The sequence below is a fragment of the Gephyromycinifex aptenodytis genome, from assembly GCF_012277275.1.
GTDB lineage: Bacteria > Actinomycetota > Actinomycetes > Actinomycetales > Dermatophilaceae > Gephyromycinifex > Gephyromycinifex aptenodytis.
On sequence record NZ_CP051155.1, the window covers coordinates 3012564 to 3026142 of the forward strand.

Here is a 13579-nt window from a genome sequence, read left to right on the forward strand (position 1 = left end):
AGGCTACTCGGGCAACGGATCAGCGGCCGGGATCGCCCGCTCGGGCACGCCCAGGGCGATCGTCAACGCCAACATCGTCTCGGGGTCGTCCAAGGAATCCCCGTACAGCGAACGGATCTGCCCGATCCGGTACCGCACGGTGTGCGGGTGCACGAACAGCGCTGCCGCCACCCGATCCCGGGAACCGCGATGCAGCAGCCAGGAGCGCAATGTCTCCAAGAGGCGCACCCGCTGCGCCGGACGCAGCCCCGCCAACGGGGCCAATGCGCGTTCTCGCAAATCGGCCAAAGCCTGCTCATCGGCCAGCAACACCAGATCGACCAGCCGCTCCTCGGTGTCCACGACCTCCCCGGGGCGGCGCGGCAGCCGCATCCCGCGCAACGCACGCTCATAGGAATCACGCACCTCTCGCCACGGGTGCGTCGGGCCGATGCAGCCACCGTTGTCGCCCAGCACCGTCTTCAAGCGCTCTCGCCGGGCCGCCGTCAGGTCGGGTACCAACAGCAACGCATCCTCATCGTCCAACCCGGGCACACCGCCGGTGAGCAGCAGAGTCGTCTGATCCAAGCGGGAGGCCGCCTGCGGGGCGTGTTCAGCCGGGGCGATCACCGCCGTCAACGTCGTCGGCTGCCTCCAGGCGGCGCGTTCGGCGGCAGCGGCCAGCGTCGCCTCGTCTGCGCCGGCGAGCAGATACCGCCCGAGACGCTCCAGGTGACGCTCCCGGACCCGACCGGCGGTCTCGAGTTCGTCGGTGTGACCGTTGATGCTCGCCGCCGACAACTCATCGATGTAGGAGAAGACCAACTCGGCGAACTCCCCGACGACCGAGGCCGACATCCCGGCAGCCACCGCCACCCGCGACAACTCCCGCCAGGAGACCCGCGCCCCGATCCGGTACGCGCTCAACAGGGCATCCATCGAGCGACCGCTGCGGGCCTCGCCGCGGCCCAACTCATACGCCGCTGACGTGCTGCGTTGGATGGGTACCGAGGGGTCGGCGTCGCGGCTGGCGACCTTGAGGAAGTTGATCAGCGCCAACTCCACCGCCTCTTGCAACCGCGTCCCGGAGACCCCGCTGAAGGGATGGCGGTAGCTGGGCACCTCCACGGTGATCGCCGCCACCGCCAAATGCGCCACCGCAGGCAGCGCCGAACGCAGCACGGCGTTCATCCCCGGCTCCAGATACAGTGGGCCGGGCGCCTCAGGTCCCTCCATCTTTTTGTCCTTCATGACCAAAAGACTACGGATCATTCACGTCAGACGGTGAGGCTTTTAGGGCCTGTGATGAGAAACGATGAAGCCATGCCGATTCCTGCCCTGGAGCGCCCAGGCGTGCGGAGGCGTTCACGTGCCGTACGCGATGGATTGCTTTCGCTCGCAGGCATGCTCACCACCCCGTTACTTCCCACCGACTACCTCGACCTCATCGATCCGCTGCGTCTGGGCGCCGATCTGCGCGGTCGTCTTGTGCGCCGCCAGCCCGAAACGGCCGACTCGGCAACGCTGTTCATTCGCCCCGGTCGGGCCTGGCGCCCACACACCCCGGGCCAGTACATCCGAATCGGTGTCGAGATCAACGGCGTGCGGCACTGGCGCGCCTACTCCCTGACCTCGCCGCCGAACACCCCCGACGGGCTCATCGCCATCACCGTGAAGAAGATCCCCGACGGGGTCGTCAGCGCCTACCTGGTCGACGAAGTCCCCGAAGGCACACTGCTCATGCTCGACCAGGCAACAGGTGAGTTCGTGCAGCCGCAGCCGCTGCCGCCGCAGGTTCTCTTCATCACCGCAGGCAGCGGTATCACCCCCGTGATGGGGATGCTGCGCAGTCACCAGTTCGACGACGTCACCATCCTGCACAGCGCTCCCACCGCCGCCGACGTCGTCTTTGGTCCCGAGCTTCGGGCCTTGGCCGACGCCAGCCGCGCCCAAGGCGCCCGGCTGCGCCTCATCGAGCGGCACACCGACAGCCAAGGAATCCTCGACCTGGGTCAACTCGATGAGGTCGTGCCCGACTGGCGCGAACGCGAGACGTGGGCGTGTGGGCCCGCCGCCATGCTCGACGCCGCCGAAGAGACCTGGGACGCCGCCGGTGCCGGCCAGCGCCTGCACACCGAACGGTTCCGCCCGGCCGTGACCTCCGTGGGGGAGGGCGGGGCGGTCACCTTCACCCGCAGCGAGGTCGTCATCGACGACGCAGACGGCGGCCGTCCACTGCTTGACACCGGCGAAGAAGCCGGTGTGATCATGCCCTCCGGTTGCCGAATGGGGATCTGCTTCGGCTGCGCGGCGCCGCTGCGTGAAGGCAGCGTGCGCGACCTGCGAACCGGCGAGACCACTACCGCGGCGCCCGGCGACGGCGTCATCATCCAGACCTGCGTCAGCGCACCCGCCGGCGCGTGCCAGATCGACCTGTGACAAGGAATATGCCATGACGCCAACGCTCCTGGACCCAGGCCGCGGATCGGCCGCTGCGCCCACGCAAGCCCCCGACCGTCCCAAACGCGGCCACGCGGTCGCTCCCACCACCGAACGCCGCCACTGGGGCGAGAAGCCCTCTGGTCGGCCCGACCCGGCAGGTCACCTCAGCCCAGAGCAGATCGACGCCCTCGGGCGTGAACTCGACGCGCTGCGCCAAGAGGTCATGGACAGCCGCGGCAGCCACGACGCCGCCTACATCCGGCGGGTCATCGCCACCCAACGCGGTATCGAGGCGGTCTCCCGGCTGGTGCTGCTGTTCTCCAAACATCCCAGCGCCTGGGTGCTCGGCACCGCCGGGCTCTCGGTCGCCAAGATCTTGGAGAACATGGAGATCGGCCACAACGTCCTGCACGGCCAGTGGGATTGGATGCGTGACCCCAAGATCCACTCCACCACCTGGGAATGGGACCACGTCGGTCCCGCCTCGATGTGGAAGCGCTCGCACAACGAACTGCATCACACCTTCACCAACGTCATCGGGATGGATGACGACCTCGGCTACGGCATCATGCGGGTCGACGTCGACCAGCCGTGGGAGCCACTGCACCTGCTGCAGCCGCTGACCCACACCCTGAACGCTCTGACCTTCCAGTTCGGGATCGCGTTCTACGACCTGGAACTGCGCCAGAACCTGGCCCGTTGGGGGGAACTCGACGAGCAGCAGAAAGAGAGTTTCCTGGCCGACGTGAAAGCGACCGCGGCCAAGATCGCCCGGCACGTGCTGCGCGACTATGTCCTGCACCCGGTGCTGTCGGGGCCTAGCGCCGTCACGACATTGCAGGCCAACCTGGTGGCCAACTGCCTGCGCAACGTGTGGACCAACGCCATCATCATCTGCGGTCACTTCCCGGACGGGGTGCAGACCTTCGAGATCGAGACGATCGAGGGCGAAAGCCGCGGCGAGTGGTACCTACGCCAGATGCTCGGTTCGGCCAACATCTCCGGCGGCCCGCTCGTGCACCTGATGTCGGGCAACCTCTCCCACCAGATCGAACACCACATGTTCCCGGACGTGCCCAGCAACCGGTACGCCCAGATCGCCCCGCGTGTTCGGGCTTTGATGCAGGAGAACGGGTTGCACTACGTCACCGGCCCACTGCCGGTGCAGCTGGCCTCCGTCACCCGCAAGGTGTTCTCGCTGTCCCTGCCCAACGGCGCCTGGGCCGACCTGCGCGAGCGCCCCTTGGCGACCCTGCGTCGTGGCGCTTCCTGGCTGACCTCTCGCGGCCCGGCCCGCCGCCGCTGAGCATCACGCGGACGCAAACACAACGAAGCGGCCGGTGCCATCCGAAACCGGAGGCGCCGGCCGCTCGCTGCTTATGCGGGCCTACGGATTCACCAACCGCAGGTCTTGCTCAACGGGAAGTCCGCGATGACGTCGGCGCCGCCGAGGCGGACAACCTGCGTCAGCGACAGCTTGCCCAGCTCGGCCGCGACCTTGTCAGGGGCGCAGGTCGGGGCCAGCAAGGCCAACGGCGCCTTCGACTTGGTCGCGGCGGGGATGCCAGCCAGCGCGTCCGGGAAGTCCTGGCCGGTGGCCACGAAGACGGAGGTTGCGCCTGAACCGGTGACGTTCTTGATGACCTCCGCAGACGTCTCGTACCGGTTCTCGCCGGCGTATCGCATGACGCTGCCCAGGCTGTTGGCCTGGTTGGCGACGGTGCCGTTGAGCACCTTCGTGCCGCCGATGAGTTTGATGTTCTTCACGCCCAGAGTCTTCAGACGGTCGATTGTCGCGTCGGTCAGGTCACCCGGCAGCGACAGCATCAGCGGCGCGTTCTCCTTCGCCGCGCCCGAGCCGCCGGAAAGAGCGTCCGGGAAACCCCAGCCGTAAGCGACGTAAGCCGTCTCGACGCTGGCCCACTGACGCGACACCGCGATGGCGGTGCCGATGCGGTCACTACCGGCCAGACGCTGAACCGAACCTTGTCCGAGTCCCTTCAACTGGTTCTCGACCTCAGCACTGACGACATCGGAGCCACCGACGATCTTGATGTTCGACGGCGACAGGCGACGGATCTCGTCCATCACCGAGTCGGCGAGCTTGTCGGGCTCAGTGAGCAGCAGCGGAGCGTCGTCCTTGGCAGCAGCCGGGCCGGCCGTCAGCGCATCGGCGTAGCGCCAGCCATTTGCGATGTAAACCGTGTCGGCGTCGGCAGTGAAGTACTTCTTGCTGATCTCAACCGAGGTGCCGATTCGGTCGCTGCCTGCGACGCGCACAGCCTCCGGGTCGGCCTTGGCGTCGGTGAACTCGAGCACGAACTCCTCGGCCAGACGGCCACCGGAAAACGCGCGGCCGGGGGCAGCGAGCGCCCGGACCTTGATGATCATGTCCTCGCCCGGGGTGGCCTTGACGGTCTTGCTCGTCTCGTTGGAAGCGAACGACACGTCGGTGTTGCCGACCTTCCAGTTGACCCCGTCAACCTTATGCAGGGTGATGGCGTCATTTTCTGTGCCGACAGCATCGACCTTGACCGGTGCGGCCGAGCTGGGAACGCTCACCGGCGCCAGAACCTCGGCGGCAGAAGTGACGCGCAGGGTGTGCGTCGGTTCCCCGCCAGGGATGACGTACCCCTCGGCAGCTACTGCCTTGAAGGTGACATCGGAGTCCTTGCCCGCCTCGGCGGTCACCATGACGTCGACTTTGTCGCCGGCTTTGGCGGTCGCCGGGTCGAAGAAGACCGTGTTGGTGTCGACAGTGGCGTCCTTAAACATGGCCGTGCCGTCGGTCGCCGACACGAACTTCCAGACCACACCGGGGGTGTAGGTCAAGGTGATGGCGTCGTTAGCGGTGCCCGCGCGGTCGGTCGCGACCGGTTCGGCAACGGTTGCGGGGGTACTCACGGCCACAGCCATGTTCACGGCCGTGCCGGTGGATCCGATCAGCTTCAGGTCATACTTGCCAGCCGTGTTCTCCTGGATGGTGCACGTCAGGGTGGTCTCGACGACGGCAGCAGCGGTGGCGCAGGTATTCGACTCCGAGTTGTCGGTCATGGCCGCGGAGTTGGGGTCAGTCAGGGCCAACCGGTAATCGGCGCCCTTGGTGAGTCCGCTGGCCTTGACGGTGAAGGACTGCCCGGCGGCAGGAGCCGTCGGCGAAACCTCCAGCGTTGCATCTGCGGCGTAGGCGGAGGTGGCTGGCACGGTGAGGCCGACCAAGGTCAAAGCGGCCGCGGTAGCGAGCGTGCGGCGACCCAAACGTGCGGAAAGCTGCCCGGTGAAAGTCATATGTGTGTTCCCTTCGCGCCCTCACAGCAGTGAGCGGCGGAATCGTTGTGAACCGAGACGGCTCCAGGAGGAGCCGCTACGAGGCGGCCTTACGCTTTGATGTCCCCGAAGAAGAAGATTACTTACCTCTAATGAGGAAATATTCTTCTTCATCACCAGGCGGCCTCTGACTTACAACTCTACCGGAGTGCCGCCTTACGTCAACGCGATCATTCGTTCAAGACGGTCGACCCATTGGTAGTTCGGCCGCCGTACTCGATGAGGGAATCTTGAAAGAATCTTGACCTAATTTGGGGTTACTCTTTAAATGTGGCGACCGGCGGGAATCCAGCCACCAACTGGTCGACGTCGCCGAGGCGAGAAGTAGCCACCACGGAAACCACATGAGCGGCGAGCTCACGACAACTCCGGCCAACGCGAAGCCTGCGAGATAGAGCGCCAACAAGCACCTGCCACCCCTTTCATCCAGATGCCGCGGACGGCCCGTCACGAATGCCGCCCCGGGTTCGCTGTGCTGGGGGTCGCGCCGGGTCACGCCCTGCGCAGGCCGGATCGCCCGCCAGGCCAGAACCACGAGTAGGACCGCCAGCGGGGCAGCCATGGCCAGGCCGCGCTCCGCCAAGAGTTCGACGAAACCGTTGTGGGCGGGCAAGACGCGCGGGACGTCCGGGTGATCGACGGCGGCCAATGCCCATTCGTATCGCGCCGCGCCGATACCCGTCCACGGGCTAGTGCGCCAAAAGTCGATGCCGTGGCGGATGAGCGCTAGCCGAGCCGAGTCGGAACGGACAGTGTCTGCATCGCCCGGCAGCAGCAGCGAAAGCACCGGGTTACGGGCCGCCAACGAAGGGATCGCAAACGCGCAAAGCAGTGCCAGAGCGGCACCGGCACCGACAATCCGCAGTGCGAACGGGTGGCGGCGACGCCAGTGTGCTCCTCGGGCCAGGAGCCCGGCCCGACCCGCAGCCAACAGGCCGGCGCCCAACGCAGCGACCAGAGCCCCAGCAACACCTGCGCGGCTTTGCGTCTGCCACAACAGGATTGAAGCGACAAGTGTCGCCAACAGCAGGCAGATTCGCCACCATCGAGAAGTGCGCTCGGTGAGCCACAGCAGCGCAATGCCGATGGTGACGACCAAAATCACCGCGTAATTGTTGGGGTTGACGAAGTAGGACGAAGGGGAGTGCGGCGGGCCGGTCCACGGGGAGGTCGCAGGGCGCAATGGGTGCTCGCCAGAGAGCATCTCCCAGATGCCCATCGGAGCGCTCAGGGCGAAAACCGCCAACCACAGGGCCCGCAAGGCCACCGCGGACTGGAGGCGTCCGCGCGACATCAAGGTGATGCCGACCGTGATCAACGCCGCTGCGGTGAAGCCACGAGTGTCATTGATGACGATCTTCCAGGTGGGATTCCACAGCGTCGCCTCTGCAGCGGTCGCGGCGAAACACGCCCACAGGCCGACCAGCGCCACGACTGCGGCGTTGCGATAGGGGCGGGCGCCAGGTACGCACAGCAGCCCGGCGAAGGCGGCGCCACCATAAATGAGCCACGGGGCGGTGGGGCCGAGCAGTTGATAGACGGCGACGAACAGGGCGGTCACCAAGAACGTGAAGGCTATCGCGGACAGACGTAACAGCGAGCCGAGGCGACAGTCCAGGGCTGCAGAGATGCGGTTGCGCGCAGGCGGCGCAGCAGCCGATCCCCGCGAAGTCTTCTGATCTGCGCTAGTGACGACGTCGATGACATCCAGCTGCGCTGCGTTCGCGGCGATGGTCGCATTCGCAACGCGTCGGTCATGGCGGCTACGAAATGTTGATCTCATTCGCTGGCCCAAAGATGCAGGCACAGAACCCCCTTCAGTGAGTCCGAGTGTTCCCCCATTCGGACATCGTGTTTTTGCAGTGTGAATCAATGCAGTGCTGGTCAGCCGTCCAGCGCCGCATCGTGGGAAAATCAGGCGAGATGGGTGCTGGTGTGCCGCTTCTCATTACCAAAAGAGGCAGGGGTGAGGGTGGTCGCTGTCGATGGCAGGAAATAGGACATGCGACTTGGACAATTGTCTGCATTGACCTCTCGGAATATGCCAATACGATTGGGCCTGAACCTAATTCCTCAGGAGGAATGAATGAAGATCGCACGCATCGCCGCCCTGGCCGTCCCCGCCGTCATCGCACTGGCCGGGTGTAGCGGCAACGCCGATCTACCAGCAGATGACGCTGCAAGTTCGGCGGGTGTAGAGGCCTCCCAGGCAGCACAGGAGACCGCCCCCGCCGACAGCGACACAACCCCCGCCGCAGACACCACGACTCCCGCCGCAGACGGCACGGGCGCCGCGGGGGCGGCAGGTAAAGACTCCTCGGCGTCGCCGACCGCAATCCCTGGAGCAGACACCGCCCAGGTGAAGGTGACCAAGTGCGAGGCCGGAAAGAACGGCGTCGACATCGAGGTCGACGTCAAGAACACCAGCGACAAGCCCCGCAACTACGTCATCGCGGTTGGCGTGAAGGACTCCGCCGGTAAGACGGCTGGCGGCGGCGCCGTCATGGTCCAGGCCGACGCGGGCAAAAGCGCCAAGGGCACCGGCGAAGCCCCCGCCAAGGTCAAGGGCAAGGTGACCTGCGAGGTCAACAACATCGGTAGCGTCGAAGGCTGACAGCGTTCACCACTGCGCGCCGTCCGGTCACTGACCCGGCGGCGCGCAGTCGTTATTTGACCCGGGTGAACACGCCGCTGGCCGAGAGCGAAACGACGACGCTCTGTTTGCCGACCGTGACGGTGTACACCGAGGAGCCCTTGGGGCCGGGTTTCATCGAGCCGCGAACGGTGTCCCGGTGGCCGCCGGCGACCACGGCGGTGACGATGTTGGCCGAACGGCCACTGCGCTGCACCGAGACCACCGGGGCGGCGGTCTTGGTGAAGATGGTCGGCCACACCCAGCCCTGGATCGGGCGTTTCGAACCGCTGAGCGTGCGGGTGGTGGCGGCGGGAACGCGGGTGGTCCCCGGCGCCGGAAGCTGCACGAGCGTGGTGCGCAGCGGACCGTTGACCGCCGAAGCGGCCCGGCCTGAGGCGGGTACCGACACTCGGGTGCCGGCCGGCAGATGCCACAGCTGCTCGAAGCGGCGGGTGGAACGCGAACTCGCCTGGTCCAGGACGAGAACCAGGTCGGGGTCCCTGGCGATCAGGACCGAACGAGACCGGCTCACCCCCGAGGCCGGGGCATCGGTGAACCGGTAGGAGTCGGCGTTGCGGTAGCCGGTGCGGGCGTGCGCCAACCGGGTAGCGAAGCGCTCACCCATCCCGGAGACCACGAGCTGGTTGTGCGCGGCGGGGCCCTTGAAGTAGGCCTCCCACGCATCGCGGGTGTACTCCCCGTAACCGACGTCGGCGAGCACCTCCTTGCCGCGGGCCTCCCAGGTGATCGAGGTGTGGTCGTTGTGTCCGTGCAAAGCCCGGGCCGGACCGAACCGCAAACTGTAGAACGACTCATGCGCGAAGGGTTTGCGGGCCGTGCCCCAACCCGAACGGCCGAAAACATAGCCCTGCATATAGACCCGACTGAGTTGCGCGGGGCGGGCGCCGGACTTGCCGCCGGTCGCCGCCCACGTCTGCTCCGGCCCGGCGAACGGGCCGTAAACGCGACTCTCGGTGTTGCCGAGCTGGGCCAAGGTGCGCCGCGGGGTCATGGCGTGCGCGATGAAAGTGCCCAACGCTGCCCGCCGCTTGGCGATGGTACGGCGCAGCGAACTAGTGGGCGCGCACGCCGTCAACGCCGTTTCGGCCCGACCCCACAAGCCGTAGTTGAAGACGGCATAGCCGGTGGACTGCTCATTCGTGGCGCCCTGGGAGTCGATCGCATGGCCGAGCCCATCGGCGAGCCGCTTCATCGCCAGCGACTGATAGTCGGGGCGGCGCAGGTTGCACCCCACCCCGAGCATGACGATGGATTCGTCGGTGCCGTGATTACCCCACCCGGAGTAGTGGCGTCGCAGGAACTCGGCGTGCTGCACCAGCGAGATGTCCAGCCAGGCGTAGGAGGCCGGCAGCGCGCCGTCGTTGCGCTCCAGGACGACCTCGCGTAGGCAGTTGAGAACATTCGTGCGGTGCATCGTGGCCTCCCACGCGCCCGCATTGCCCTGCCAGGAGTAGGGGTTGTCCCGCACCCAGTCCTTGGCCACAGCCGTGGCGTGGTTCAGTGCTGCGTCGTCGCCCTTACGGCCGGCTTCGATGGCGTTGCCCAGCCAGCGCAGCGAATGCAGCCACATGTACCAACTCACCTGTCGGTAGGGGTTGGCGCGCCAGTTGATGTTGCCCGAACCGTCGCCCACCTTGGCCGCCGGGTAGGTGCCCCACGCGAAGTTGTCCTGCATCACCTGCGCCAGCGGGTTCGAGGACGGGATCGAGGAGTACCCGGTGCAGCGGTAGCGGGGCGCTGCGGCCGCCGCCGAAGCGTTCAGGTGACGCCGGGTGCCAGTAGGCGCCGGGGTGGTCTCGTCGGCGCCGAGGGGGTCCTGCACATTGCCGGGCCCGAGCAGGTCCGCTTGCTGCTGCGGTGACAACGGCGGCAGCGAATCGGCTCGCGGTGGCCTGGGAGCATCCGGGGTGACGCCCTGGGCAGCCGCCAGGGGCGGTGGTGCCATCGTCGTGCACAACAGGAGTGCAGCCGAACTGGCCAGGAGCCGCAGTGCCGTCATACCTATCCCATCGGCAGCCGGATTGCGTTCTTGCACAAGCAAAGGCGCCCGGGTTTCGGCGGCGGGCGGGAGTCGGGATAACACATCGGCAGGGCGGGGACCCCCCCCAGAGCCCAGGCCCGGGTCGTTGCCAATGCGGTACTAGCCTCGCGATGCCGCCCCGGGCGTGCCTGGCTACCCTCAGGGAATGAGTGGAAATCCTGACTTCGACCTGTTCCGCACCTCGGAAGATCACGAGGAACTGCGCGCCGCGATCCGCAACATCGCCGAGCACCAGATCGCCCCGCACGCCGGCGACGTCGATCACAACAAGCGCTTCCCACAAGAGGCGTTCGACGCGCTGACCGCCGCCGACTTCCATGCGCCGCACGTGCCCGAGGAATACGGCGGCATGGGTGCCGACGCGCTGGCCACCTGCATCGTCATCGAAGAGGTGTCGCGGGTGTGCGCCAGTTCAGGGCTGATCCCGGCCGTGAACAAACTCGGCTCGATGCCGGTCATCCTCGCCGGGTCCGAAGAGATCAAGCACAAGTACCTCACCCCGATGGCCAAGGGCGAGGCGATGTTCTCCTACGGGCTCTCTGAGCGGGAAGCCGGTTCGGACACCGCTGCGATGAAGACCCGGGCCCGCCGCGAGGGCGAGGACTGGGTCCTGAACGGGCAGAAGTCGTGGATCACCAACGCCGGGATCTCCGAGTACTACACGGTGCTGGCCGTCACCGACCCCGAAGGGCGCCGCGGCGCCAACGTCTCCGCCTTCGTCGTGGAGAAGTCCGACCCCGGTTTCACCTTCGGTGAACCCGAACGCAAGCTCGGCATCAAGGGCTCCCCGACCTGTGAGCTGCACTTCGACAACTGCCGCATCCCCGGCGACCGGATCATCGGCGCCGAAGGCGAAGGGTTGAAGATCGCGCTGCGCACCCTGGACCACACCCGGGTCACCATCGGCGCGCAAGCTGTCGGGATCGCCCAAGGTGCCTTGGATTACGCCATCGGCTACGTCAAGGAACGCCGCCAGTTCGGCAAAGCCATCGCCGAATTCCAGGCCATCCAGTTCATGCTCGCCGACATGGCGATGGAACTCGAAGCGGCCCGCCAGCTTGTCTACGTGGCTGCAGCCAAGTCCGAACGCAACGACGCCGACCTCAGCTTCTTCGGCGCCGCCGCCAAGTGCTTCGCCGCCGATGTGGCGATGAAGGTCACCACGGACGCGGTGCAACTGCTCGGCGGCGCCGGGTACGTCGAGGACCACCCCGTCGAGCGGATGATGCGCGACGCGAAGATCACCCAGATCTACGAAGGCACCAACCAGATCCAGCGCCTGGTGATGGGACGCCAACTCGTGAAGTAATCCCGCGGGGAAGAACGCACCGACGGGCGGGGGAGCACGCCCCCGCCCGTCGGGTTGCTCAGCGCGGGCCGCGCCACGCGGGGGGAGTCGGCGGCGTCGCGGGGATGCCGCCTGCTGCGGCGGGAACAGCCAGTCACAACGGCACGTCGCCACGCAGCCGCATAGAGGTGGCGCCGCTGCGTTCGGCTGCCGGTTTCAGCGGGGACGCGCCCGCCCGAGTGCTCAGGCTGCGTCCAGGTCATGACGGATACTTGGGCATCATGAGTAGGCCCGTCCCGCCGCCAAATTCGCGCAACCACCCTGATGAGTTCGAAGTGGATGTGCGCCGCGGTCACGGGTCGCATGCCCTCCTGGACCCCTACGCCTTGAGCCCTCGGCTGCGGCGTCGCCGCGCCCTGTCCCTGGTGCTGCTCACCCTCGTCGCCCCCGGTAGCGCGCAGATCGCGGCCGGGAACCGGCGGCTGGGTCGGGGCGTGCTGAAACTCGCGGCCGTCGTCGTCGGGTTGCTCGTGTTGGCCGCGCTCACCTACCTCGTGGCGCCGGCCGTGATCATCGGCCTGGCCGCCAACCCGTGGATCCTCGCCGCCTTCACCGCCGCGCTGGTCCTGGCCGGGTTCGGCTGGGCGGTGCTGTTCGTCGACGCGATCCGGCTGGCCCAACTCAAACTCGTCCCCGGCCGGACGCGTCGCCTCGTCGCCGGGCTCGGAGTCATCCTCATGGTGCTCACTTCGGGGACGCTGTTCACCGCTGCCGCCACCGTCTGGTCCGGCCGCTCCGCGCTGACCAGCGTGTTCGGCGGCCACACCCGGGTGAAACCGGCAGCTGGCAGGTACAACATCCTGCTGCTGGGTGGCGACTCCGGCGCCTCCCGGATCGGTACCCGCCCCGACACGATCATGCTGGCCAGCATTGACGCCGACACCGGGCGCACCGCGCTGTTCGGTTTCGCCCGCGACACCGAGAACATCAACTTCAACCCCGGCTCGGTGATGCACGAACTCATGCCGGAGGGCTGGAACTGCGGGGACGGTTGCCTGCTCAACGGCTTGTACAAGTGGGCAACCGACAACAAAGACCGCTTCCCGGCCGACGTGAAGGACCCGGGTGCGCTGGCGACCGTGGAAGCAGTCGAAGCGCTCTCCGGCGTCGAAATCCAGTACCACGCCCTGGTCGACCTCAAAGGCTTCCGGCGCTTCATCGACGCCGTCGGCGGGATCGACGTGGTCGTCGGCAAGCGCACCCCCATCGGGGGCGGCACCTCACCCATCACCGGCTGGATCGAGCCCGGCCAGCAACACCTGGACGGCTACCACGCACTCTGGTACGCCCGCTCGCGGGAGGGGTCCACCAACTACGAGCGCATGGTTCGCCAGAAATGCGTGATGAACGCGATGCTCAACCAGATCAGCCCGCAGACGGTGATCCTGAAATCACGGGAGATCGCCGACCTGTCCGGAAGCGTCCTGCGCACCGACATCCCGGACTCCGACCTGGGCGTGCTGGGTGAACTGGCGCGCAAGGCTCGCGAACAGAAGATCACCTCGGTCAACTTCACCCCGCCGCTGATCAAACCGTGGGATTACGACCCGCAGGTCGTCAAAGACACCGTGCGCAGCACCATCGAAGCCACCGAACAGCCTCAGGAGAGCACCCCGAAAACCGACCCCGGCGCAGCCGCGGGGAGTGCCGATAGTGGTGCAGGCCAAACTTCCTCGCCCGGGTCGGGAAAGCCCACCCAGCCCGCGGGATCCTCCGAACGCCCCAGCGCGGCCTCGGCGGGAGAGATCTGCTCGGTACCGTGAGGCGCGACCCGCCTGCGGCAGTC

Annotated in this window: 9 protein-coding genes; 5 read left to right on the top strand and 4 right to left on the bottom strand. The window is 66.9% G+C overall.

Going from position 1 to position 13579, the window contains the following annotated elements:
* Positions 1–3: 3 nt before the first annotated feature.
* Complete coding sequence (locus G9V96_RS12980; RefSeq protein ID WP_226913317.1) at positions 4–1230, bottom strand: PucR family transcriptional regulator; 1227 nt, start codon at positions 1228–1230, stop codon at positions 4–6.
* Positions 1231–1383: 153 nt separating this feature from the next.
* Here G9V96_RS12980 and G9V96_RS12985 point away from each other — a divergent pair, with 153 nt between their 5' ends.
* Entirely contained in the window at positions 1384–2418 is a 1035-nt protein-coding gene (locus tag G9V96_RS12985; protein ID WP_226913318.1) for a ferredoxin reductase, read from the top strand.
* Between the two features lie 13 nt (positions 2419–2431).
* A complete protein-coding gene (locus G9V96_RS12990; RefSeq protein WP_168583406.1) occupies positions 2432–3727 on the top strand; it encodes a fatty acid desaturase family protein in 1296 nt (431 codons plus the stop codon).
* A gap of 89 nt (positions 3728–3816) precedes the next feature.
* On the opposite strand, the gene G9V96_RS12995 is transcribed toward G9V96_RS12990, so the two are convergent.
* Positions 3817–5709, bottom strand: coding sequence for a cell wall-binding repeat-containing protein (locus G9V96_RS12995; protein WP_168583407.1), 1893 nt, complete (start codon positions 5707–5709; stop codon positions 3817–3819).
* A 217-nt stretch (positions 5710–5926) separates the two neighbouring features.
* Entirely contained in the window at positions 5927–7531 is a 1605-nt protein-coding gene (locus G9V96_RS13000; RefSeq protein ID WP_168583408.1) for an O-antigen ligase family protein, read from the bottom strand.
* Positions 7532–7834: 303 nt separating this feature from the next.
* Between G9V96_RS13000 and G9V96_RS13005 the strand changes: the two genes are divergently transcribed.
* Positions 7835–8362 carry a hypothetical protein gene (locus G9V96_RS13005; RefSeq protein WP_168583409.1) on the top strand — a complete coding sequence of 176 codons (528 nt, stop codon included), beginning with the start codon at positions 7835–7837 and terminating at the stop codon, positions 8360–8362.
* A gap of 52 nt (positions 8363–8414) precedes the next feature.
* Here G9V96_RS13005 and G9V96_RS13010 read toward each other — a convergent pair whose 3' ends face one another.
* Complete coding sequence (locus G9V96_RS13010) at positions 8415–10403, bottom strand: heparinase II/III domain-containing protein (RefSeq protein WP_168583410.1); 1989 nt, start codon at positions 10401–10403, stop codon at positions 8415–8417.
* A 187-nt stretch (positions 10404–10590) separates the two neighbouring features.
* On the opposite strand from G9V96_RS13010, the gene G9V96_RS13015 reads away from it, so the two are divergent.
* Positions 10591–11754 (top strand): acyl-CoA dehydrogenase family protein, encoded by a 1164-nt coding sequence (locus G9V96_RS13015; protein ID WP_168583411.1) that lies wholly within the window; start codon positions 10591–10593, stop codon positions 11752–11754.
* A 260-nt stretch (positions 11755–12014) separates the two neighbouring features.
* Positions 12015–13556, top strand: coding sequence for an LCP family protein (locus G9V96_RS13020; protein WP_168583412.1), 1542 nt, complete (start codon positions 12015–12017; stop codon positions 13554–13556).
* The last annotated feature ends 23 nt before the right edge of the window (positions 13557–13579 follow it).

Bases quoted from the DNA above. Each gene is read 5' to 3' on its own strand.
- G9V96_RS12980 (WP_226913317.1), bottom strand. From the start codon at position 1,230: ATGAAGGACAAAAAGATGGAGGGACCTGAGGCGCCCGGCCCACTGTAT.
- G9V96_RS12985 (WP_226913318.1), top strand. From the start codon at position 1,384: ATGCTCACCACCCCGTTACTTCCCACCGACTACCTCGACCTCATCGAT.
- G9V96_RS12990 (WP_168583406.1), top strand. From the start codon at position 2,432: ATGACGCCAACGCTCCTGGACCCAGGCCGCGGATCGGCCGCTGCGCCC.
- G9V96_RS12995 (WP_168583407.1), bottom strand. From the start codon at position 5,709: ATGACTTTCACCGGGCAGCTTTCCGCACGTTTGGGTCGCCGCACGCTC.
- G9V96_RS13000 (WP_168583408.1), bottom strand. From the start codon at position 7,531: ATGAGATCAACATTTCGTAGCCGCCATGACCGACGCGTTGCGAATGCG.
- G9V96_RS13005 (WP_168583409.1), top strand. From the start codon at position 7,835: ATGAAGATCGCACGCATCGCCGCCCTGGCCGTCCCCGCCGTCATCGCA.
- G9V96_RS13010 (WP_168583410.1), bottom strand. From the start codon at position 10,403: ATGACGGCACTGCGGCTCCTGGCCAGTTCGGCTGCACTCCTGTTGTGC.
- G9V96_RS13015 (WP_168583411.1), top strand. From the start codon at position 10,591: ATGAGTGGAAATCCTGACTTCGACCTGTTCCGCACCTCGGAAGATCAC.
- G9V96_RS13020 (WP_168583412.1), top strand. From the start codon at position 12,015: ATGAGTAGGCCCGTCCCGCCGCCAAATTCGCGCAACCACCCTGATGAG.